This window comes from Paenibacillus naphthalenovorans (assembly GCF_001465255.1).
GTDB classification, from domain to species: domain Bacteria; phylum Bacillota; class Bacilli; order Paenibacillales; family NBRC-103111; genus Paenibacillus_G; species Paenibacillus_G naphthalenovorans.
On record NZ_CP013652.1, the window covers coordinates 4,190,312 to 4,213,276 of the forward strand.

General features: G+C 48.3%; 17 protein-coding genes. All 17 read right to left on the bottom strand.

Features of this window, described 5'->3' with window-relative positions:
• Positions 1–61: 61 nt before the first annotated feature.
• Positions 62–3,223 (bottom strand): S-layer homology domain-containing protein, encoded by a 3,162-nt coding sequence (locus IJ22_RS20530; RefSeq protein ID WP_082661029.1) that lies wholly within the window; start codon positions 3,221–3,223, stop codon positions 62–64.
• Between the two features lie 529 nt (positions 3,224–3,752).
• Positions 3,753–7,514 (bottom strand): S-layer homology domain-containing protein, encoded by a 3,762-nt coding sequence (locus tag IJ22_RS20535; protein ID WP_235594370.1) that lies wholly within the window; start codon positions 7,512–7,514, stop codon positions 3,753–3,755.
• A 248-nt stretch (positions 7,515–7,762) separates the two neighbouring features.
• A complete protein-coding gene (locus IJ22_RS20540; protein ID WP_062410152.1) occupies positions 7,763–8,881 on the bottom strand; it encodes a glycosyltransferase family 4 protein in 1,119 nt (372 codons plus the stop codon).
• 128 nt (positions 8,882–9,009) lie between these two features.
• Positions 9,010–9,708 carry a WecB/TagA/CpsF family glycosyltransferase gene (locus IJ22_RS20545; protein WP_082661030.1) on the bottom strand — a complete coding sequence of 233 codons (699 nt, stop codon included), beginning with the start codon at positions 9,706–9,708 and terminating at the stop codon, positions 9,010–9,012.
• Positions 9,709–9,749: 41 nt separating this feature from the next.
• Positions 9,750–10,874, bottom strand: a complete 1,125-nt coding sequence (gene csaB / locus IJ22_RS20550; RefSeq protein WP_062410153.1) for a polysaccharide pyruvyl transferase CsaB — start codon at positions 10,872–10,874, stop codon at positions 9,750–9,752.
• A complete protein-coding gene (locus tag IJ22_RS20555; RefSeq protein WP_235594184.1) occupies positions 10,850–12,889 on the bottom strand; it encodes a DUF5693 family protein in 2,040 nt (679 codons plus the stop codon). Before IJ22_RS20555 ends, csaB begins: the two co-directional genes overlap by 25 nt.
• 33 nt (positions 12,890–12,922) lie before the next feature.
• Complete coding sequence (locus tag IJ22_RS20560) at positions 12,923–14,629, bottom strand: phospho-sugar mutase (RefSeq protein ID WP_062410155.1); 1,707 nt, start codon at positions 14,627–14,629, stop codon at positions 12,923–12,925.
• 54 nt (positions 14,630–14,683) lie between these two features.
• Positions 14,684–15,115: a 3-hydroxyacyl-ACP dehydratase FabZ gene (gene fabZ / locus IJ22_RS20565; RefSeq protein WP_062410156.1), complete on the bottom strand. Its 432-nt coding sequence runs from the start codon at positions 15,113–15,115 to the stop codon at positions 14,684–14,686.
• Positions 15,116–15,270: 155 nt separating this feature from the next.
• The gene (locus IJ22_RS20570) at positions 15,271–15,795 is read right to left on the bottom strand and encodes a CDP-alcohol phosphatidyltransferase family protein (RefSeq protein WP_062411089.1); all 525 of its coding nucleotides are present in this window, start codon (positions 15,793–15,795) and stop codon (positions 15,271–15,273) included.
• A gap of 129 nt (positions 15,796–15,924) precedes the next feature.
• On the bottom strand, positions 15,925–16,080 hold the full coding sequence (locus IJ22_RS27245; RefSeq protein ID WP_367888801.1) for a DNA-directed RNA polymerase subunit beta: 156 nt from the start codon (positions 16,078–16,080) through the stop codon (positions 15,925–15,927).
• 91 nt (positions 16,081–16,171) lie between these two features.
• Positions 16,172–17,047: a flagellar hook-basal body protein gene (locus IJ22_RS20580; protein ID WP_062410157.1), complete on the bottom strand. Its 876-nt coding sequence runs from the start codon at positions 17,045–17,047 to the stop codon at positions 16,172–16,174.
• Positions 17,048–17,057: 10 nt separating this feature from the next.
• Entirely contained in the window at positions 17,058–17,957 is a 900-nt protein-coding gene (locus IJ22_RS20585) for a flagellar hook-basal body protein (RefSeq protein WP_062410158.1), read from the bottom strand.
• 28 nt (positions 17,958–17,985) lie between these two features.
• The gene (gene mreB / locus IJ22_RS20590) at positions 17,986–18,987 is read right to left on the bottom strand and encodes a rod shape-determining protein (protein ID WP_054817689.1); all 1,002 of its coding nucleotides are present in this window, start codon (positions 18,985–18,987) and stop codon (positions 17,986–17,988) included.
• 132 nt (positions 18,988–19,119) lie between these two features.
• Positions 19,120–19,407, bottom strand: a complete 288-nt coding sequence (spoIIID, locus tag IJ22_RS20595) for a sporulation transcriptional regulator SpoIIID (RefSeq protein WP_036682840.1) — start codon at positions 19,405–19,407, stop codon at positions 19,120–19,122.
• A 206-nt stretch (positions 19,408–19,613) separates the two neighbouring features.
• The gene (locus IJ22_RS20600; protein ID WP_054817691.1) at positions 19,614–20,345 is read right to left on the bottom strand and encodes a M23 family metallopeptidase; all 732 of its coding nucleotides are present in this window, start codon (positions 20,343–20,345) and stop codon (positions 19,614–19,616) included.
• Positions 20,346–20,412: 67 nt separating this feature from the next.
• Positions 20,413–21,474, bottom strand: a complete 1,062-nt coding sequence (spoIID, locus tag IJ22_RS20605; protein WP_062410159.1) for a stage II sporulation protein D — start codon at positions 21,472–21,474, stop codon at positions 20,413–20,415.
• A gap of 154 nt (positions 21,475–21,628) precedes the next feature.
• A complete protein-coding gene (murA, locus tag IJ22_RS20610; RefSeq protein WP_062411090.1) occupies positions 21,629–22,954 on the bottom strand; it encodes a UDP-N-acetylglucosamine 1-carboxyvinyltransferase in 1,326 nt (441 codons plus the stop codon).
• Between the last annotated feature and the right edge of the window lie 11 nt (positions 22,955–22,965).

Below are 22,965 nucleotides of genomic sequence, written 5' to 3' on the forward strand. Positions count from 1 at the left end.
TTAAAGTAAAAAAGAAGACCCGAAGGTCTTCTTTCTTAAAGCTGGGGTTCAATAATATTAATTATGAACCAGAACGATCGATTTGTACTTCAGTAGAAGCAGACTTACCGCTAGGTGCAGTCAATACCAAGTCAAATTGAGCAACGTTGCTACCAAATGTAACTGTACCATCTTCACTAATTTCTACCTTGTTGGCATTAGCATCAGTTATATTTGAATTTACAAGCGAAATGTTTTGAGCTGTAAAGATCACACCATAGATGTTTTTGTAATTGATCAAATTGAGACCATCAACTTTAACACCATAGTTATCGACGATTTCAAAGTCGCCCAAACCGCCTTTAGGGTTAGCAGTGAACTCATCAACCACTTTTACATTACCGCTGGCGCTAGCTGCAACTTTAACCTTTTTGTTGTTAGCCACTACACTTTCAATGCTAACAGGATCATTCTTAGTAGTTACAGTAGCAGATACAGTCTTAGACTCACCTTTTAAGTTGGTATAGTTTACAGTAATTGTAGATGTACCTGTTTTGTAACCAAGCACATACCATTTACCTGCAGCGTTTTTACCAACTACAGCAGAGTTCGGATTGGAGGAAGTTACATTCTTAATGAAGTCATCAGGAATAGCAACTTTATCTCCAGCCGCATTCGTTACTGTAAGGTTAATGCGTTTTTTCAGCGGGCTCTTGGATGGGTCACCGACATTTGCTTTGTAAACATCATTAGTAACAGATTCAGCAAGCTTACTATCTTTGGTGTTGTAAATATCACCAAGAGAATTCAAGCTATAAGTCAGATCTTCATTGACTTTAGTACCTTGAATTTGTTTCGTTGTAGTTGTTAATACAACGTCTTTTCCATCTTCATTCTTAACAATTTGAATTTTCAGTGTTGCTTGTTTTCCTTCGGCACCTGGCTTAGCCCAAATTCTCAGACCTTCGTTAAGTTGTTTGAAGGAATTATTAGCCCACTCGTCTTTGTTGCTGAAAACAAAGGATTTAGTAGCATCAACCAATACATTTTCAGGTTTAGTTCCATCTTGATTGGATTGGCTGTCGTCATCCTTAGTTATATAGAAGAAGTTCTCACCTGCTGGTGCTTCAAGAGCTACATATACACTGTAGTTTACAGTAGTCCCAACATTTTTGTTTTTATCTGTACCCAAGTTGTAATCCATTTGTTTTCCATACTGATCTTGGATCACGTATTTGAAGCTGCTATATGCATTTGGAATGATAGCTTTCGCAACTGGCGTAACTTCTCTGATTCTGTCAGGTGTACGAACATCAGAAATCGTGTAAGTTTTTGTAGCCGTGCTTTGTGCATTGGCTGTAGCAATATACGCCGTAACGGTAACCGAACCCTTCGAAGTACCATTGATGTTTTTCAGACGAATAGAGCCTTTGTGAGCACCAGTTTCCTCGATTTTTACATTGCCACTGTTTTCAACACCGGAAATATTGAATTTAATTCTCTCACGGTTGGTGTCATCAGTCAGGTCGTCTACGCTCAGTTGATTTCCTTGCTCATCATAAGCGATGATCGGGATATAAACATCATAGTCGCCAGCAGCAATTACATCATTGGAGTCGCCGATTTCTACTTTGGTTGCAACTTTAGCAGATTTAATGGAAACCTTGCCTGTTGCTGTAGCTGCCTGGCTAGTAACTGTGAACGTGTAATCGCCAGACTTATCGATGTTATCGTTCAAGGAAATCTTCAATCTCGGGACATTGCTGCCGTTATCTTCGATATCCTTGTCAACGATAGTGCCACCGCTCTTGTTTTGTCCAACATAATCATTCCAGATTACGTTAACTTCATTTTCCTTGAAGTCAGGGGAATCGTAAGCGATGTTGCTGCCATATTGATCATACAGGTTCAGATCAAATGTTGCATAATCACCTTTGCCAGTGATTGCTTTCGCTTCCTTATTGGAATATGTTGCTTCACCCAACTCTAATTTTTGAAGAATCGGTTGCGTACCCAGCTTAAAGTTTTTGGAAACTGTAATATGCTGATCGTTATTCACAACCGTTACAGGGATAACGGAAACCCCTTGTTGAGCATCACCATTAGACTTAGTATCCAAAGTCAAAGCAAGGATACCATCATCTTGACGGCTGATTTTCTTGTAAGTAGCAAGGGAAGTATATACAGTATAAGAGCCGCCGGAGAAGGAAGCATTCTCGCCGTATTGGTTTTTCGCAGCAAGCTTGATAACTACGCTGGAAGAATAAGCGATCGTATCGCTAGTTGTCAGGAAGTCGATGCTCTTCAGCTGCTCGTCTTCAGCAGTGAATTTGGCAACCGTTTTGTCAACTGCAGCTGCATCCAAGCCGCCCAATGTTACAGTGTACTCGCCAGCACGAACCTTGGAATCAGTCAAAGTCAGAACAGCAGATTGTTTGTCTTCAGCCCACTCAACAGTAACTGGAACGTCAGCAGACCCTCTAGAAAGCTTAAGTGTAGCCTTCTCAGTATCAACGTCTCTGTCCAATTTTACTTCAACTTTCTGAACGCCGATTGCTTTTGCGGAAGCAATAGATGCTTTTTCAGGTTTGTTGAGGTTTTTGAATTGTTCTTGAGCTGCATAAGATGCAAGCACCAACAGATCGCGAGTTGCAGCGGAAGTACCACCGAAAGTACCGTCAGGACCGCTAGTCAGGATTTGTCTCTCGATTGCGAGCGCAACATATCCTTTAGCCCAGTCGGATACAGTATGGTCGCTTACGCCTGGAGTTGCTTTAGCTTGAGCGTCAAGGCCAAGACCGCGCAGCAAGAAAGCAGCAAGCTCTTGTTTTGTTACTTCGCCAGCAGGGTTATATTGACCAGGCGCATAGCCGTCAGTCAAACCTGCAGCTTTCAAAGCTTCGATGTAAGGAAGAGCGTAGCCGTTAGCCGGATCGTCAGCTTTCACATCGGAGAAACTGGAAGTTGTCAGGGAAGTGTCAACATCCAATTTGAAGATCAAAGCGGCGACTTTCGCAAATTGAGCGCGGTTCATTTTGTCGTTAAGACCAAATACGCCCTCGCTTACGCCATCAAAGATACCAGCAGAAATCAATGCATCAAATTTAGCTCTAGTAGCTTCATCCAGATCTTTCAGATCGCTGAAGCTGGAAGAATCTTTTGCAGCTTCTGCACCCAGCGCTACGGAAGAAAACATCGAGAATGCCATAGCCAGGGATAAAATAGCAGATAAACTTTTCTTCATAACCTTTTTTTCTCCTCCTCGAATATCTTTCGGTTGTTGAGAGTTCTGTGTAGATAAACTATAGCTCGATTCCCTCATTAGCCGATTCACCCCCTTCCCAGAGTTGAGCGAAATGATTTTTATTAGTTATGTCTGCAATGTATAAAATTGCAGAAACTAGTAAACAATAATAGAGAGTCGCATGCCATTTAACATTATACACCGACACGCTACCAAGGTAAAGAGTTAATTTTGAGAAAATTATCCAAAGGGTTAACTCTTGGCTTGTGATTGTTTTGTTTCATTGTATTAAACGCACTGTTTTCGAAAAAGTTGCGCTTTCTGAAAAAACTTTTATAAGATTTTTCGCAGCTACACAGTATGTATTCTGAGTATATCAACTTATCTATCAACATGTTGTATCGTACGTTTAACAAGGATAGTATACAACTATATCATACACTTAGTCATTACGAATAATTTTCCATAATTGTCACTCAAAAGCCGCCAACTCATGTTTCTAGATCCATGCTGTTGGCGGCTTCATCACTTATTTAGGAAGCTTCTTCTGCTGTTTCAGCACGCGCTCCAATACAGCTGCCGCCTGCACCCGCGTAAAGTTTTGCCGCGGATCGAAACGGTAGGTTGCTTTCTTTTGTCCTGTAAGAAGCACGTTCTCAATTCCTTGGATCAGGCCGGCCTTAGTGACGGCTTCCACCGATGGCGAGGCATAAAAATCAATTTCAGAGCCATCGGTAAATTGTTTTTGCAATGCTGCGATCGACTTTGCCGTATCGGAAGATAGCTTAAGTTCCGCTGCCCTTGCAATCATCACAGCCGCATCCTGACGCGTGATCGCACTTCCGGGGTTAAACAAGCCTCCGGCGTTTCCTCTAACGATTCCGGCTCTGGCTGCGGTCTCGATGTATTTATAATCATATAAAGGATTAGTACTGCCGGTAGCCGGAACATCTCTAAACGTTTGAGTACCGCTATAGTTCAAAGGCAGATCAAAAGCTTTGACCAGCACCGTTGCAAATTCCCCGCGAGTAATGGGCTCGTTAGGGACAAACAAAGCGGGTGATTTGTTATACATGTATCCTTTGGAGTACAGCGTATCTAAAGTATCTCTTCCCCACTCATGGCTGGTAATATCATTGAAGCTGTCGTACATGTACATGACCTGGAAATAGCCGAAGTGATCGATAGGCACCGTAATCGTGTTTTTCTTCGGATCGACGACACCGCCGATATTTTTCCACGCCAACGTGGTCATGCCCCGGTAATCTTCAAAGATATCTAATTGATACACCGTTACATACTTCCAGGAATCTTCGCGAATGCTGTTATCGTATTTCAGTGTCAACTCTCCGCGCTTGGTAGGCACAACCATATCCTTTAAATCGTTTACGGTTCTTTTTTGATAGAAGCGCACATTGCTGGAGCTGCCATCCACATTGTACGGATCTTGTCCGGTACCTGTCAACGCTTCCTTCAGCTTATCCGTATCCATATAATCGTTCTCTTTAATATAACCGGCATTGATCCAGTACAGCTGGCTGATCGGTCTAAACTTCCGAGTCGGCTCCTCTAAGAAAAAGCTGGCGCTTGCATCGCTGAGATAGTCTTTGCTAACTCTTCCATCCTTCGTATTGGCTATCCCAAAGAAAATCTTGCGATCGCCCGTCAAATATTGCTGCTGCGCTGTAGGGTCATTGCGCATCAGCTTCGTATCTTTGGGGAACGTAAGCTCCAGATCGCCTTCAAACAGCTTATATTTGTTTTGAAGCGGCATCAGCATTTGGGCGCCCTCGATCGAGGTGTTAACGTTATTCACGACGAAGCTGCCTTTTGTCTGCTCCGTACCGCGAATTACGGTAAAATTGATTGTGTTGTTTCCGGACTTCAAATTTTGATAACGGTAATAAAAATAAGGCTTGTTATCGGCCGGATCAATCTTGCTCCGGACAACATCATTTTTACCGAATATAACGCTGTCCGCATTCTCGGCCTCTAATTTAATATCCACAAAATTCCCATTGACCTTTGCCTGCTGCTGGTTGCCGACTTGGATCAATTGAGGCAGAATGACCCGATACGGAACCGGTTCGCGGGATATCGTAATCGTTCGGATTTCGGTGATACCTGTATTATTCGAGATAAGGAATTCAAAAACCACATCCCCGTTAAACGGCAGCGAAACGGGATTGGTTGTGAACCCGCCAGTAGAGGTATTGATATTTAAATATTGGACCTGTCCGCTGGCGGGAGAAGCGGGATAGCCCCAGCCTGGACCGGAACGAGCATCAAAAGTCAGAACAGGGTTCCCCTGAGTATCCGTCTTGCGCACATTTAATCGGATCGTGTCCGCATTCGTGAACATTCCGGTAAAAGATACTTCGGATGCATTAGTAACATATTTGTCCGGAGTCTGCGCTTTAGTAAACTTCTCCAACGGAGTAGGCAATATATCCCCTGCAAAAGCAGGAGTAGGCAGTGTGAATTTGAAAATTTCATACTGTGCCGTTGTTACGACCGTTCCGTTCAGGCGCAAACTGAATTTGATCGTATTTCTTCCTTCAACAATTAAAGATTCACCTGCCGGCAAAGCCGGAGACCAGGTGCGAGCCGCCCCTAAATCAAGCATCATCGTAGAATCATTGTTAGGGAAATCACCGGCAGTCAAATTGGTCGTTCTGCCATTCACAGCTACCTCTATATTCGGGTATTCAGTAGATGGCAGATTCATAATGCGTGCTTGCAAACAAACGGCACCCGGCGTTCCCCCCACGGTACATGCCGGTGTGTCCAGCGCCACGTTCTTAATCATCATATTGTTATGGAAGTTGATTGGAATGACATAAGGCGTGCTGGTGATCGTGACAGGGAAATCCAACCGTCCGTTGCTATCTCCGTTTGGCACAACGGATAATGTTGTATTGCCATCCCGAATTCCGCTCAATTGAAATTTCCATTTTTCCTCAGTGCCGACCGTACCGACATGCGTTGCAGTGAAATTGGTAGGCGTACCAGCAACATTCGCTACCACCGTGCCTGTTGCGGGATTAACATTCGTCGTATAAACGAAGAATTCCGAAGGAAGCTCATTGATTTCATTTCCGCCGTTCTCATTCAGCGCTACTTCAATAGGCACTCCCAAAGCGTCATTACCTAGATTTTTAGTAACCTTGGTGACATAAGGGGCTGTCGGATCGTAATAATTGAAATGAAAAACTTGCTGCGGCACCTGACCGATCAAACCCGTACCGGTAAAGAATGTGATAATAATCGTTTGCTTCCGGTTTGTCGGCAGAGCAAGCGGAACGGATCCCAAATCAAATATTTTATAGTGTGATGTAGTCTGGAGAACAGGCAGCGCCGATGGTCCTGTAAAATCAACGCGAGTCGTGGGCCCGTTCACTACTTGAATATCAGCGTACACATATTTGGTCACCGTGGTTGATCCCGTTTCAAAATCAACCTTAAGCTTCCCTGTAAGAATGGCCGATGTTTGATCCAGTTGAGGCAATGGGTCGTTCACCAGCTTTTGAGGGGTCGACCCTGGAGCCGCGGATTGGATGGCTCCATCGTACAAAAACGGACCGCCGTCATTAAAAACAAATTTGCGTGTCAGCGTATACGAATTCGTACTGTTGCTCGCAACAATTTTAAAAATATTGTCCCCCGCCTGCATATTGAATTCACCATTGCGGCTTGGGATAAAGGTGAAGTCTCCATTGCTGCTGCGGTATGCGGTGATCGGATTGGATTGCCCTAACAAATACCCTTGTATAGTCGTCGCATTAGGCGATTTCCCCGTAATGGTATAGGCTGTTTGGGTAGGATCCTGCGGATACATAAGATTGTCGTCCAAAGGAACCTGGTTAAATCTTAAATCCGTAATGTTCGTCGTAGGCGTAAATGTAATATAAGCAGGTTGTGAAGCCAGCCGGGTCACATCTCCCGTGAAGAACGTAATTTTATTAGTACCTTCCGTTAATTGGACATTATTAAAAGTAATCTCATAAGCAGAGCTGCGATTCCCTTTGTTTGTTCTGTTTTCTACCGGTGCCCCGGGATTTGTGCTCAAATTCTCAATCTCATAATAAATGCCTGCAATCTCCGAATCGTCAATGTTGTCAACTTCGACGGTTATATCCACATATTCGCTGGTTACCGGCGTTGGGCTGCTTTCATTGATGCTGAAACCCTTAACCTTTAAGGTGGTTGCAGCAAAAGCTGTTGTCAGCGGAACCATCATCGAAACCAGCATAGCCATGATGACAAAGATACTGACGAATCGCTTCTTCATTTGTTTCAATGGTCTTTTCCTCCTTATGTATAAAAAATGCATTATCAACGGGAAAGAATGCTATGTTCTCTTGGATTACCTCCTTTTTTTGCAAGATCATGCATGAGTATTAACCATTTCCCAAAAAGCTGCGTGTACATTTGTTATCGGCTGGGAAGAACAAAAATGTTATAGATTGGGTACAAAAAAACGGAAGTCACAAAAAATCCCAGACCTTAAAGGTCTGGGATTCGGTATTGGTATTATTGTTATTTTGACACTCTTGAACGGTCGCTCAACTGCATCGTTTTCATACGGATTTTGTTTAAAAATTTGAGTACAGGCTTCCTCGTCTTGCTGATAATGCCGATCGCCTCTGCCCCGAGAACCAGAATGCACAACAGCACGACCACGAGAATGACCGCTCCCCAAAGCGTTTGCTGCTCCGACATATAGGACAGCAGGACGGCTGAGGAGCCGAACAGCAGTGCAATGCCATAAATAATCAATACCGTTGTACGATGGCTGAAACCAAGCTGCAGCAGGCAATGATGCAGATGGCTTTTGTCCGCGACCGAGATCGGCAGATTGTTAACCCAACGTCGCAAGATGGCGAAGAAGGTATCGGACAGCGGCACCCCGAGAATCATAACCGGCACAAGCAGAGATACCACCGTCGCTTGCTTAAAACCAAGCACGGATAAAGTAGCCAAGCAAAAACCAAGGAACAATGCACCGGAATCGCCCATGAAAATTTTTGCCGGATGGAAGTTGTAGAACAGAAAGCCTGCAATGCTGCCCAGCAAAACCACACATAGCAAAACAACCGTTGTATTGCCCATCATTAAAGCGAGCACAAGTATGGTGGTGGTCGCAATGCCCGAAACCCCGGCAGATAGACCGTCAAGACCATCGATCAGATTGATGGCATTGGTAACGCCCACGATCCAGAAGATCGTCAACGGTACGGAGAGCCATGATAACGAAATTGTTCCGTCTCCGAACGGCACATTGACAAGTTCAATGGCCACTCCTGAATAAACAACGACGCAGGCGGCCAATATTTGACCCAGCAGCTTGATTTTGGGCGATAAATCATAGCGGTCATCGAACGCGCCGATCAGAACAACGATCGCCCCCCCGACCAGAAGCCCGAATACTACATCGTTCTTTAGCGAATCGATAGCCGGGGAAATAACAAAATAAGCTCCAATAAATGCAATAAATATGGCAAGTCCGCCCAACCTCGGCATAATGCGGTTATGTACCTTGCGGTGATTCGGCGCGTCAACGGCCCCGACCCAAAAAGCAAAGCGTTTCACTAGCGGCGTCATAAGCAAAGCGATAAGTAATGCAGTGACAAAGCCGATTCCGTATAACAAATTCATGTGTATGTTCACAGCCCCTTTTTCTATGAAAACCCCAAACACTCCAAATTATACTCTGATGGTTTTGGAAATACCAATACCAATTTTGTGCGGTTTTAGCGGTTTTCAGGTTGTTTTCACAGTTTCAGTCAAGGTTTCTGCACATTTTCTTTTTCACGGATGACTTTCAAAGCGAATTTCGGCAGCACGAGCATTCTTTTATACCGCCAAGGCTCCTGCAACAACCGATAGAACCATTCGAGCCTCAACTTTTGGAACAACACTGGCGCGCGCTTTAACTTCCCCGACAATACGTCAAAGCTGCCCCCGACTCCCATCATTACAGGTACACCCAGCTGATTCTTGTACTTTGCAATCCACGGCTCTTGTTTGTCCGCCGACCGACCGACCAGCAGAATATCAGGTGCTGCGGCACGAATAGCTTCAATAACACCAGCTTCCTCTTTTTCACCAAAAAAACCATCCCTGAAACCGACAAGCTTGATTCCCGGATACAGCTCCTGCAGCCGGGTCGCCGCTGCCTCAATGACATCGGGGGCTGCGCCGACAAGGTATACTTTCCAGCCCTGCCGTTCGCCTGCCTTCATTAATTCTTGAATCAGATCAAACCCCGTTACACGTTCCGCGACAGGATTGCCGACATAGCCGGAAGCCCACACGACACCTGCCCCATCGGGAACAACAAGCTCGGCTTCTTTCATCATTTGCATATAATCCGGATGTTCAAGCGCGGTCATGACCATAATCGGATTGGCCGTAATGACCTGATGCGGCTCACGCCGAGCAATCACTTGGCTCAAATAAGCAACCGTATCTTTCATGCTCATTTTCGAAATCGGTACACCAAAAATGGATACTTTGGGAAAACTCACTGCATCCCCCGTCCTTTAGCAAAAAATGATGCGATACGCTCAGCCGGACGCCCTGCTTCAATCTTCAACTGTTCGATCGCCTGCCTCTTGTCCCGCTTCCATGAAGCACCGTCTGCCAGCATTCCCAATGTCTCTTGAGCCAGATCTTCCGATCGGGGCTGTTTGGTAGTGCCGGCCGATTTCATGCCTAGCCGGTTCAAAAACTGATCAATTTTCGGATCATAAGAGAGCCCGACCATGGGGACGTATTGGCTTGCCGCATAGATTAAGGAGTGTAGGCGCATGCCTAGAAGCACCTGACAGGCTGCCACCTCCGCCAGCATATCCTGAGGATGAGTTACCTCCCGCGCTAATGAAAGCCGCTCTTTGTAGATTTCCCCCATCTGTTCCATCACATACAAAGATGCCTTCTCGTCCGACGGCAGATGGAACGGGAGAAATCGAATAACCGCATCCGATTTTTCCAGAACGACCTGAAGAGATTCAGCCACCGCCCTGAGTTCAGAACGGTCCTCGTTCCAAAAACGGACGGAAACCCCAATTACAGGTTTCGTTTCACCGCTCGGAGTTTGTGTCGGTTGTCCGCGCATAGGCAATCCCATTACCGGGTCCGGCACCACTTCCACCTCCGATGGTGATATCCCCATCTTCCCTAGCAAGGCTTTGGATTCCTCATCCCTTACCGTTATAAATGAACTGCGTTGAAAAGCAGACCGAATCCATCCGAAAAATAACCTGCGATGTACCGGACCGATGCCCTGGGAGTAAATAAATACAGGCTTTCCCATCCACTGCGCCAAACGGATGACAGCAATATAATAAGGGATCGTCTTTGGACTCGTTTCATCCTGCAGCAAGCTTCCGCCGCCGCTGATCAGTCCGTCGGCATTCCGTAAAGCCTGCCATACCTCCATGGGCTTCATTCTGTGGACGGCTTCCACTCCATAAGTCCGTGCCGTTTCCGCCGGGTTCACGGACAGAACGACAGGGACGAATGTTACGCCCTGTCGTTCTCCTTGTTCCTGTAGAGCCAGCAGAATGGATTGAAGAACTGCCTCGTCACCGCTATTGTTGAAACCGTAATAACCTGATATCGCTATGCGTTTAACCGAGGTGCCCATCGCCGCCAACTCCTTACTACAATTTCCCATACTGCAATGAAACCAATTCCGATCAAGGTTCCGAAAGCAAGCCCGTAGACGACGCGAATGGATGAAATCATCAGCGGCGTATGCAGGTGAGCGAACGTATCGACCACGGAAGCTTGACCGATTACCCCGGCAAGAATCAACAGCAGCGCACTCCGGTATTTATAGCTGAGGTAAGCCCCGAGTATGAAAATCGGGTGTGAAATCAGGAATTCCTTTGTCCGCGGGCGAACCCCGAGTGTATTTTCCAAGAAGGATCGGAAATATCTCTCCAGCGAGGAGGCCTGTCCTTCATTCCCCGTCCGGGACAAATAATAGAAGCCTGCTGCCGCGATAATCACGGCAGCAATAACCCACAGCACGCTGATATTGGAAGTAAGGATCTGACGCCCGCGAAGGACACGCTCTTTGTATGTCATTCTCTCGCTAAACAGCAGCCAATATAGGCCTGCCAAAGCGATCGGAGCCAAATGCAGCACGCTGACACCACGGAATTGCTGCAGCACCAGCATATAGGTGATTTGATTCAGCAAGCTTACAATAAAGAGAATGCCGATGGCCGACACCAATGTGGTTCGGAGCAGCAGCAGCAGGGCGAATCCGATTCTGGACCCTTCCGGTCGGTCCCATTTTTCCCGGCAGGTACGAATGGCCATCATAATCGCCAGTGTCGGAGCGCAGGTACCCGCGCCCAGCGCCAAAGCTTGCGCGAACAGGCTGGTGTTGAGCACGAGCAATCCCGCAGAGCCCAACATACCGAGCAGAAACAACGCCAAGGCCAGCTCAGGCACGAAATAAGCGATCGTGAGCGCAATCAACGCAACAGCACCGGCCCATACCAGAACCTTTGCGATATTTTGCCAGCTGGAGTATACATACTGGAAGGCTTCCGCCTGTCCCATCGAGTAGCCTGAGGCTTGGATGCGCGGAATTGCGCCATCCGGACCATCCAAAGCGGCATAAATCGCATCAAGCGGATGCAGAATTTGCCCTTTATCGAGGTTTTTGACTGCTCGGGCATTCAGGAACACCATCCGAATGTTGCGGTCTTTCACCGCCAGAACAAAACGGTCCGATACGCCCTGTATACGTCCCTTCAGCTCCTCTTCAGACAAATTCTCCGTCAGCTTCTGGGCATCGGTCTCCGTAAAGGAATGGAGCCTTACCACATTATGATGGATTCGTTTGGCCAAGCCGGCAAAGCCCTTTTGCTCCGTCTTTTGCAGCTCGATAACCGCAAGGCCTATACGATGCTTGCGCATCAGCTCGCCCATTTTGTCCAGATTGGTCGTATCCTTCTCGCTAACGAATCCAGGCACGGTTTCCCCATCCACGATGAATCTCTTGACGCCGAGCTTTCTCAGCTGTGCAAGCAATGCGTCCATCTGGTTCGTATTAAACGGGCGGCGGTTCGACATGCGGACGACAATCGAGAAACCCTCATCCTTCAACATTTGAAGCGTGATAGGATCGGGATCCATCGTTTTGAGCATCGCCTCGTCCATCGCCATTTCAATGATCATGCCAGGCTGATGATTAAAGCTCCAAGATCTGGTTCTAACACCCAAATCATGGAATGTCCGCTCGATGAGCGGCTGAAGTTGAGGCTGCGAATCGGTCTCCGTGAACAAAACATACGTGAAGTTCTCGCCCGGGGAGAACGGAACTTGCATAAGCACAGACGCGTCGCGGGACGAAAACACCTCGATACGGCGACTGAGCTTCAGCTCATTTAATGTCGCCTCGTATACAGCCATACTGCCCACGCCATGCTGCTTCAGCTTGACAAGCTGGTCACTCACGAATTTACGCGGATTCGTCTGCATATCCGAAATTTCGAGCAAATCGCGATAATCCATGACAAACTCGACCTTACGCCCGGACTGCTGCTCAGTTTGGTAACGTTCATACGCTATGGGAATGGAGGCCAGCACTCCGAGAATGACCAGCCACCACAATCCTTTGCGCGCTAATTGATTCCACTTCATGTACCTTGCCTTCAATGCTGTCAGCTCCCAATGTTAGTGATGGTCAACGCGGGACATGACAGTCTGAACAAGCTTGTCGATCGCATCCGATGCGGCCTGTGCAGAGCTGCCGCGAACAGCGAAGTAAACCTTGATCTTAGGCTCCGTGCCCGAAGGGCGCAAGCAGAACCACGAGTCGTCCTCCAAGGTGAATTTGAGTACATTCTCTACCGGAAGTCCATATAAACCCTGAAAGAAATCCTCCACCTTAGTCACTTGAAGCCCATTTAATTCAACAGGCGGCTGTCTCCGCCAATCTTCCATGATCCCCTGAATCTTCTCGACGCCGTCCTTGCCCTTGAGCGTACGCGATTCCAGCCTTTCCAAAAAATAACCATGCCGCTCGTACAATTCCTGAAGCACATCGTAGAGCGTCTTGCCTTTGCTCTTGTAATATGCCGCAGCTTCACAGATTAGCATAGATGCGACAACGGCGTCCTTATCGCGAGCGTAGGTGCCTGCCAAATAGCCGTAGCTCTCCTCATAGCCAAACAAAAACTCGGCCTCTCCGCTTTGTTCGAACTGCGTTATTTTTTCCCCGATATATTTAAAGCCGGTCAGCGTATTAAGTACCTTCGCTCCGTAATGCTCCGCAATGACTGCGCCCATCTCGCTTGTAACAATGGTTTTGACAACCACGCCATTGGCCGGCAGCTCACCCCGCTCCTGCAAACGGCCCAACAAGTAATCAATCATAATCGCACCCGATTGGTTACCGCTAAGAACGAAATATTCTCCATTCGCATCCTTCACCACTGCACCCATCCGATCGCAGTCCGGGTCTGTCCCGATCAGAATGTCAGCGTCAATCTTCTTTCCTTCGGCGATCGCCAGTGCGAAGGCCTCCCGTTCCTCCGGGTTCGGCGACTTCACAGTAGAAAAATTCGCGTCCGGCTTTTCTTGCTCCGCCACCACATGGACTTGTTCGAATCCTATCGCACCAAGTGCGGCGCGTACAGCCAAATTCCCGGCACCATGCAGCGGTGTATAGACGATACGGAAATCATCGCTCATCTCACGCACCAGCTCGGAATTAAGACTCACAGCGGTAACGGCACGAATGTATTCTTCATCCACCGCTTCCCCAATCCATTCCAGCAGCCCGGCTTTCTCCGCATCCGCCCGCGAGCTTCTCTTGACATCGGCAAACGACTCTACACTGCGAATTTCGGCTATGACCTGTTTCGCCTGATCCGGAACAAGCTGCCCTCCATCGCTTCCATACACTTTATATCCGTTATATTCAGGCGGATTATGACTGGCCGTAATGACTACCCCCGCATCGGCATTCAAATAACGTACGGCAAACGAGAGCTCCGGCGTAGTACGAAGTGACTCGAACAGGTAGGCCTTGATTCCGTTCCCGGCAAGCACCTTAGCCGTTTCAAGCGCGAATTCGGGAGATTGATTCCGTGAATCGTAGGCAATGACGACGGATGGCGTTTTTTTACCGGATTTCAGCAGAAACCGGGCCAGCCCTTGTGTGGCCCTTGCCACCGTATAAACGTTCATACGGTTGGTTCCGGCTCCGATTACCCCCCGCAGTCCGCCGGTACCGAATTCCAGGTCACGGTAAAACCGGTCTTCCACTTCTTTAGGGTCTCCCGAAATCGAACGAAGTTCTTCTTTCGTCGCTGCGTCGATAGCTTCATCCTTTAACCAAAGTTCATATTGCTCTTGCACTCGCGTTTGAGAATTCATTATTCCGTCTCCTCCACCCTAATTTTTATGTATGAATGTGAAATATGATCGGTCTTATTCTCTATCCTTCAGAGCAAACATCAATTCTCCTTCGGCCACCACCTTATCCCCGACTTTGGCTGTTGCCTGTCCCTTGCCGATGCTTCCTTTCAAGCGGGTAATTTCCACTTCCAAGGTTAACGTATCGCCGGGAACCACCTGACCGCGGAACCGGAAATTATCAATTCCCGCAAAAAAGCCAAGCTTTCCGCGATTGGACTCCACCATCAGCATGGCGACGCAGCCAACCTGAGCCAAGGCCTCCACAATCAACACTCCCGGCATAACGGGATACCCTGGAAAATGTCCCTGAAAAAAGGGTTCGTTCATCGTTACGTTTTTGATGCCCGTGGCTTTTACGCCGGCTTCCACTTCCAAAATTCGGTCCACCAGGAAGAACGGATACCGGTGAGGAATGATTTCTTGAATTTGTACAGCATCTAACAAGGTTGTTGCTCCTTTCACATGGTATAAGTTCGATCTTATTAACTGATACTAACAATGTCCCTTCATGATCTGCAGTAATGAAGGTTGATATAAGGGAGCTTATGTGCAGGATTGCCGCAGACGGCAGGCCTTGACATAAGCTCTTTTTTTAAAAGTTAATCGGCATTCAGACTTCGTTGATTCAGCACATAAAACTGTAGAATATAAATAACCGTTGTCACGAAAGAAACGATAATCACAAACCATAGGTAAGCATGGGCGTAGGGGAGCTGGAAAACGATAAATAAAATGGCTACGTAATATAACACAGTGGTCAGCTTGCCTAAAACATTGGCAGGGACCGTCTTTTTTCCCCGAAAATGGAAGAATGCCGAACCAATAATCATCCCCGCATCTCTTAAAAACATGGCCATCGCGGCCTGCCATGAAATCATTTGGGAAAACACCAATGACAAAAAGACGGTGATCATCATCAATTTATCCGCAAGCGGGTCCAACATGCTGCCCAACGGCGTAACAAGCTTGCGCTTACGCGCAATATAACCATCCAGCACGTCGGTCAGTCCGGCAAGCAAAAGTACAAAAAAGGCTAACTTTATGTAACCAGCCCCAAACACAATCAAGTAAACCGGAATCAGTACAAACCGGCATAGCGTTAGGATATTGGGCAAGTTCCACAACAACTGGTTTTCCCCCTCCAGATCGTCAGGCCAGGCCGGCACTGTTCGTTATCCATTCTTTCTACATCCGTTCCCATCCTTACATTATACCGTTATGAGAATAAAAATAAAACTCCCTCTTAGGGGAGTTCAGGAATCGGAATATATAAGATCGAATATGTGACGCCAAGTATGGACGTCGAACATTTCATAGAAGCTCTGCTTGCCGACATATACATATCCAATCGTAAGGCCTATAAAAAGCGCTGCCGCGCATGCAAGAGGGAACCACGTCCACCTGATCATCCGACGGAACGCTTTATTCCGCTGTTTCGATCCTTCAGACGCCTCTTTCCGGGGTTTGCTCAAGTTACCAACCTCACTTTACACATTGCCGCTAGCCACGCAAACTGTTAGCCAAATTCATCATTTGATCGGATGAGCTGATTGCCCGGGAATTCAATTGAAACGCTCTCTGTATCGAGATCAGTTCCGTCATCTCATCGGATAAATTGACGTTGGATTGTTCCAGGAAGCCTTGGCGAACCGTAATCGGATCAACCTCATTATTCGCAGCGGTAACGGTTTGAAGAATCTCCTCTTGCTGAGCCGGCGTTATATTCCCCGGCAGACTGTAAAGATTATCTCCCAGCTGCTGCAATAGTTGGGGACGAACGGCACGCACCAATTTGATCTGTCCAACCTCGATCGGAGCTGCTCCTGGTTCCGTCTCGTTATAAGCCATGATCACTCCGTCAGGACTGATTTGGATTCGATGGTTGATCGGTATGCGTATCGGATTATCATCGGTTCCCATCACATAATGGCCGTCTTTCGTAGTCAAGAGCATGTTATCCGGGTCCAGCGGATCCGCCGAAGGAGACAACTGAAAGGATCCATTGCGGGTCCACCTTGTGGCTTGCACCGGATTATTATCGGCATCCAAAACAACGGTGGATATCTCGAACAATCCGCTGCCTTCAATAGCCATATCCAATGGACTATCCGTAGCCTGGAGTGAGCCCTGAGCAAGGTTCAGTTGTGCCGCAAACAGCTTGGCGCCCCAGCCTTGATTGTATCCAAGCGGTGTAAGCCGCCCTTCCCTTTGGAAGCCTTGCGGCTGCTGCTTTACGCTGGTAAGCACGTCTTGAAAGGAGGCTTCACGCCGTTTGTATCCGGTCGTATTCACGTTAGCGATATTGTTGGCTGCCAAATCAAGCTTCTGCTGCAGCGCGTGCATCGATACCGACGATGTAATCATGGAGTTGTTCATGTCCTACCTCCTAAACTCGTCCAACTTCGTTGACGGCCTTTTCCATGCTTTTATCGTAAAACTGAATCATCTTCTGATTCGCTTCATAGGCCCGCAGAGCAGCCATCATATCGACCATGGATTGGCCTGCATCGACATTGGAGCGCTCGATGTAGCCTTGACGCACTTCCACCTGATCATCTGCATTAATCGGACGAAAAGCCCCCTGATCCAATGCATTCAAACGGTATAAACCGTTCCCTTCGCGAATCAGCTGATTCGGGTCCTCCACCCGGGTAATCATCAGAGCCATCGGCTCGCCGTTTGCGCCAAGCAATGGCTGACCCTCCGCATTGATAAACTGTCCGGTCCGCGTAATGCGGAAATTCGTAATCGGAGCTCCCGTTCCCGGTTCTACCAGAACGATAGGTTGTCCATCACGCCCCAGCACTTGATGGCCGTCGCCATCGATCAATTGGCCATTCGCATCCAAAGAAAACTTGCCGTTCAAAGTATAGCGTTCCTCGCCTGCAGCATTCAAAATAGTAAAAAACGCCTGCGGCTGAATGACACGCTGGCCGTTCGCGTCCACATATTTGCCTGAGCTGTCAAAAACGGCGCCGGGCACCTGAATGTTCGAAACTAAAGCAAAGTCAAAAGGATTGTTCGTTTCTTGAAGGTCGCCTTGTGCGTGAAGAGACACATTCTCCTCCGCGAGAACGCCGGTATTTAGCCGCCCCAAGGAAACCGAACCGGGCTCGTCCTTGCCATTTCGCACCCGTGAGATCAAAATTTCAGGAAATGAACGGTTAATCCCGTTGCCTCCCTTGAAGCCCGGCGTATTGATATTGGCGATGTTATTAGTAACAATATCGTGTTTACGCTGCTGGGCAATCATGCCGGATGCGGCGGTGTACAAGCCTCTTAACATGGATCCTTTGCCTCCTGTATGATCTGAATTACTTAAATTTTCTTTTAGATACCTTATCCAGGTTGTCCAACATAATGCCGGTACCCTTGACCACGCAATGCATCGGATCTTCAGCAATCAAGACAGGCACTTTAAGCTCCTCGGCCAGCAGTTGATCGATTCCGTGCAGCATCGCGCCGCCGCCCGTCAGAATGACGCCGCGATCGATAATATCCGCCGAAAGTTCCGGAGGCGTTCGTTCCAGCACGCTCTTGGCCGCCGCTACAATGGAAGATACCGGCTCCCAAAGCGCTTCTTGAATTTCTTGCGAGTTGATCGTAATCGTCTGCGGCAATCCGCTCACCATATCTCTGCCGCGGATATCCATCGTTTCTTTCTGTCCGTCGGGATGTACCGTTCCAATACGGATCTTGATGTCCTCGCTTGTCCGTTCACCGATTAAAAGCTTATATTTGCTCTTGATATACTTCATAATGGAGGAGTCAAACTTGTCCCCGGCAATTTTAATGGAAGAGGAGGTGACGACGTCACCCATCGACAAAACAGCTACGTCTGTCGTCCCTCCGCCGATATCCACCACCATGTTTCCGCTCGGCTGAAATATATCCATACCGGCACCGATCGCTGCTGCCTTGGGTTCCTCTTCCAAGAACACTTCCCGCGCTCCGCTTCTTTCGGCTGCTTCCCGAATCGCCTTTTGCTCCACGGAGGTAATGTTGGTCGGAGCACAAATCAGGATGCGGGGATGACTGTACCATTTCCTGCCTCCAACTTTATTTATGAAATATTTGAGCATCATTTCAGTAATTTCAAAGTCGGCGATAACGCCTTCTCTAAGCGGGCGAATGGCAATGATATTGCCGGGTGTCCTTCCTACCATGCGGCGTGCTTCCTCACCCACGGCCAGCACCCGCTTCGTTTCGCTTTCGATGGCAACGACGGACGGCTCATCCAGGACTACGCCCCGCCCTTTCACATGAATCAGGACGTTCGCAGTCCCTAGATCTATGCCGATATCCTTGCTTAACATCCAATAATCCTCCCTAGCCAACCGTCCATCTCATTGAAGAAGCGGCACTCCTATAATATACGTTACTTAGGTAATTTCGCCATGAATTTGAAAATTCCTCTTTTTGTCCGTGATTTTTCGACAATAATCGCTTCATTTTACGGTGACCAGCTTCTCTTGCGCCTTCGGGCTGCGGGTTTTGCGGTACTTGATCTTGGTCGCTTCCCCACCGCGCAGGTGACGAATCGATTTGTGGTACTCCAATATGTGCTTCACCTGGTTGGCCAGCTCTGGATTGATCTCCGGCAAGCGCTCCGTTAAGTCCTTGTGCACCGTACTCTTGGAAACGCCGAATTCTTTAGCAATGGTGCGAACCGTATGCTTGGTTTCTACAAGGCAGCGGCCAATCTTTATGGTTCGCTCTTTGATGTAATCGTGCACTCCCCTCGCCTCCCTACTCGAGTTAGTTTGGTACATTATATGAGGGGTGTGCACTTATATTCTTTGTTTCACAGGCCTGACAAGCCCGGAGAACACATTTATTTTCAAGGACAAGTCCTTGTTTTAAAATGGACAAGCGGCAGTTGAGCCGCAAAAAAGGCAGGAGAGATCATTTCCCCCTGCCTTAGAGCGACTTAAGCGAACTCTTATTGCTCTGTAATATAGTTTTCCGGATTAACGGCCGGGCCTCCCTGGCCTTGGCGCAATTCAAAATGAAGGTGTACGCCTTGTTCTTTCTCCAGCTCATTGCGGCCCGCTTTAGCGATCACATCGCCCTTTTTCACTTCCGCGTCCTTGGCCACATTCACTTCGGACAAGCTTTGGTAGACGGAAACGAGACCGTTGCTGTGCGAGATTTCAATGAGATGGCCTACAATTGGATCCTTCTGTACGGTGGTAACCTTGCCGCTCATAACAGCCATAACGTCAAACGTTTGATTGTCCGGTCTGGCAAAATCCATTCCGATGTGCGGCGTGAACGTATCGCCATACTCTACCATGGCCGCTTGCCTTACATCGTTCGCAGCCTTGTTGTCAAAGAAATGGAGGACGACGTCCAACTCGTTCTTGTCTTTAAACGGCCATTGCATCGTTTCCTGATTGGCATTGGTGGCTACGGCGTCCTGGCCTGTAACGCTGTCTGTGACGGTACCGGACTGGGTAGTGTCGGGGCCGGTTTTGTCAGACGTCAACGTCCCCGCTCCTTGGTACACCCACATGACGGTTAGAATGATTGCCGCTGCTGCCATGTACATTGCCGGAAATACCCACTTTTTGGCGAGCAATCTTTTCCAGGATGAAGATGTGCTTTTTTGCGCTCCTTCGATAGATTTAGGAGCATCTTCTTGTTTTGGCAAATCTCTTTTATGTTCACTCATATGTATATCACCTCGCTAACCATTCTTGCCAGATTCGCGAGATTTATACGCAGGAAAACCTATTTTATTAGAAACTTTTTCCTTTCAGTAGATTCGAAGCTTTCCCAAGCTCTATGCCCGTATAATAATACTTAACGATTTCCTCCGCTTTCCGTGATTCCTTGGCCATGCCGTTGGCCCCCCACTGACTCATCCCGACTCCGTGCCCATAACCGAAAGTGGTAATCTCCCACTTGCCGTTCGTATATTTCCATTGGAATTGGCTGGAATTCAACCCGAGCTTCTCCCGGACCTCCCGGCCCGTAAACAGCTTTCCATTGATAGAAAGCTTCTTGATCCGGTTCCCGGCGCTTCGCTCGATCACCTTTATCGAGGATGTATTGCCCGACGTAACCGGTATAGCCGAAGAAAGTCCCAGCATGCGCTGAAATTCTTTTCCCGTTAGGGTAATCGTCTCTTTATACCTGGGGGACAGCTTGGCATCCCACGGACTGGCTACGCTTCGCAAATAAGGAAGCGCTACGTTCCAATAGTCTTCCGAATTTTCCGTATATCCGTTGCTGGTAGAGAAAAAACTGGCTTCAATCGGTTGTCCCTGATAAGTTAAAATGATATCTTTCGTTTCCGTTACGGCACGATTCAGCTTTTCCATATAAGAGACATAGTTTTCCTCGCCCCATCGCTGCTTTAGTTCCTGATCCGTCACATAAACCTGGTGTGCGGTCGTATCCGTGACCATAGCTTCGGGAACCGGTACGCTGCTCTGATCGCCGTCCAAGAGTCGACGCAGGATATAGGTACGCGCCGCCATGGCCTGAGCCTTGAGCGCCTCGAGCTCAAACTCCATCGGCATTTCGGCGGCGACCACGCCCCGTACATATTGCTCCAGGCTCACCAGCTCTGTTCTTTTTTCCTTGGCTAAGTAAACGGGGATCCAGGGCGGTTCTCCCTGACGGGAGACCTCCATACTGTCTTTTATATTCACTGCATCCGGCACCGGCGCGCTTCCGGGAACGGTTCTAACGAGCAGCGCAGGCATCAGCACAACGACTGCCGTGAAGCTCGCCAACCATACGGCGAACCAGCGAATCCACGATTTCTGTGGCCGATTAGGCTGCTTGTACTTCATGCTGCTCCTCCATCTTTCTGTCCTCCGCATCCGAATCTCGCTAATTGCGGCTGCAGGTAACATCATCTTATGAAAACAAAAGATAGAATAGAACAAAAAGAAAGAGAACCGATTTTCCTTCACGATTCCGGAAGAGTCGGTTCTCTTGCATTCCTTATGCCATGCTTGGTTGTACAGCGAAGAGTGGAATTGATTCCCCCACAGCTTCGGTTTCTACGACCTCGATGGGCACCCGCTTGATATCGGCCCCAAGACGGCTGAGCTTCTCGGCAATGTCCACATAGCCTCGATCGATATGGTGAAGACCGGTTATTTCGGTCTCTCCCTCTGCGACTAATGCAGTCAAGATCAGCGCGGCACCCGCACGGAGATCCGTTGCGCATACCTTCGCCCCTTTAAGGCGGGCGCCTCCGCTGATCACAGCGGTTCGTCCTTCTACCTTGATTTGCGCATTCATGCGCACCATTTCTTCTACATGCATGAACCGGTTCTCAAATATGGTTTCGGTCACCAAACTGGTTCCGTCCGCCGTCAGCAGCAGCGCCATCATTTGAGACTGCATGTCGGTAGGGAAGCCCGGGTACGGCAAGGTTTTGACGTCAACCGCACGGAGCGGACGGTCGGTATACACCCGGATGCCGTTCTCGTCCTCCATGATTTGTACACCCATCTCCTGCATTTTGGAAATGACCGGACGCAAATGGTCGCCGATCGCTCCCTCAATATACAGGTCACTATTGGTGATCGCTGCGGCAATCATATATGTACCTGCTTCAATGCGGTCCGGAATCACGGTATGAACGGCTCCCTTCAGCCGATCCACACCGTCGACGCGAATGATTCCAGTCCCTGCGCCGCGAATTTTCGCGCCCATCGCGTTCAAATAGTTGGCTAAATCCACAATCTCCGGTTCCTTGGCGGCATTCTCTATCAGCGTCGTGCCATCGGCAAGCGTAGCAGCCATCATAATATTCTCCGTAGCGCCTACGCTAGCTACGTCCAAATACACCTTCGCGCCCTTCAGCCTGCCGCTCACCCGAGCTTCAATGTAGCCTTGGCCCAGCTCGATTTCGGCTCCCATAGCTTCAAAGCCTTTTAAATGCTGATCGATCGGCCTTGTACCGATCGCGCAGCCGCCCGGTAGCGATATACGGGCCTGCCCCATCCGGGTCAGCAAAGGTCCCATGACGAGAAAAGATGCCCGCATTTTGCGGACCAGTTCGTAGGAGGCTTCACATGTATTAATGCGGCTGGCATTGACGCGAATCGTTTCATTTGTATACTCAACTTCAATTCCCAGACTTTCAAGAACTTTGTTGATGACATGGACGTCGTCCAAGGGAGGCGCGTCGTGAATAACGCTCTCTCCTTCCGAACCCAGTATAGAGGCTGCGATAATCGGCAGTACGGCATTTTTGGCGCCGTGTAGTTTAACTCTGCCAGATAGCCTCTTGCCGCCGCGGACGATAATTTTGTTCATCATGATCCCCC

What these genes read in the sequence shown, in the direction of transcription:
- IJ22_RS20530 (WP_082661029.1), bottom strand. Translation starts at nt 3,223, where the DNA reads ATGAAGAAAAGTTTATCTGCTATTTTATCCCTGGCTATGGCATTCTCG.
- IJ22_RS20535 (WP_235594370.1), bottom strand. Translation starts at nt 7,514, where the DNA reads ATGAAGAAGCGATTCGTCAGTATCTTTGTCATCATGGCTATGCTGGTT.
- IJ22_RS20540 (WP_062410152.1), bottom strand. Translation starts at nt 8,881, where the DNA reads ATGAATTTGTTATACGGAATCGGCTTTGTCACTGCATTACTTATCGCT.
- IJ22_RS20545 (WP_082661030.1), bottom strand. Translation starts at nt 9,708, where the DNA reads ATGAGCATGAAAGATACGGTTGCTTATTTGAGCCAAGTGATTGCTCGG.
- csaB (WP_062410153.1), bottom strand. Translation starts at nt 10,874, where the DNA reads ATGGGCACCTCGGTTAAACGCATAGCGATATCAGGTTATTACGGTTTC.
- IJ22_RS20555 (WP_235594184.1), bottom strand. Translation starts at nt 12,889, where the DNA reads ATGAAGTGGAATCAATTAGCGCGCAAAGGATTGTGGTGGCTGGTCATT.
- IJ22_RS20560 (WP_062410155.1), bottom strand. Translation starts at nt 14,629, where the DNA reads ATGAATTCTCAAACGCGAGTGCAAGAGCAATATGAACTTTGGTTAAAG.
- IJ22_RS27245 (WP_367888801.1), bottom strand. Translation starts at nt 16,080, where the DNA reads ATGATCAGGTGGACGTGGTTCCCTCTTGCATGCGCGGCAGCGCTTTTT.
- IJ22_RS20580 (WP_062410157.1), bottom strand. Translation starts at nt 17,047, where the DNA reads ATGAACAACTCCATGATTACATCGTCGGTATCGATGCACGCGCTGCAG.
- IJ22_RS20585 (WP_062410158.1), bottom strand. Translation starts at nt 17,957, where the DNA reads ATGTTAAGAGGCTTGTACACCGCCGCATCCGGCATGATTGCCCAGCAG.
- mreB (WP_054817689.1), bottom strand. Translation starts at nt 18,987, where the DNA reads ATGTTAAGCAAGGATATCGGCATAGATCTAGGGACTGCGAACGTCCTG.
- IJ22_RS20600 (WP_054817691.1), bottom strand. Translation starts at nt 20,345, where the DNA reads ATGAGTGAACATAAAAGAGATTTGCCAAAACAAGAAGATGCTCCTAAA.
- spoIID (WP_062410159.1), bottom strand. Translation starts at nt 21,474, where the DNA reads ATGAAGTACAAGCAGCCTAATCGGCCACAGAAATCGTGGATTCGCTGG.
- murA (WP_062411090.1), bottom strand. Translation starts at nt 22,954, where the DNA reads ATGAACAAAATTATCGTCCGCGGCGGCAAGAGGCTATCTGGCAGAGTT.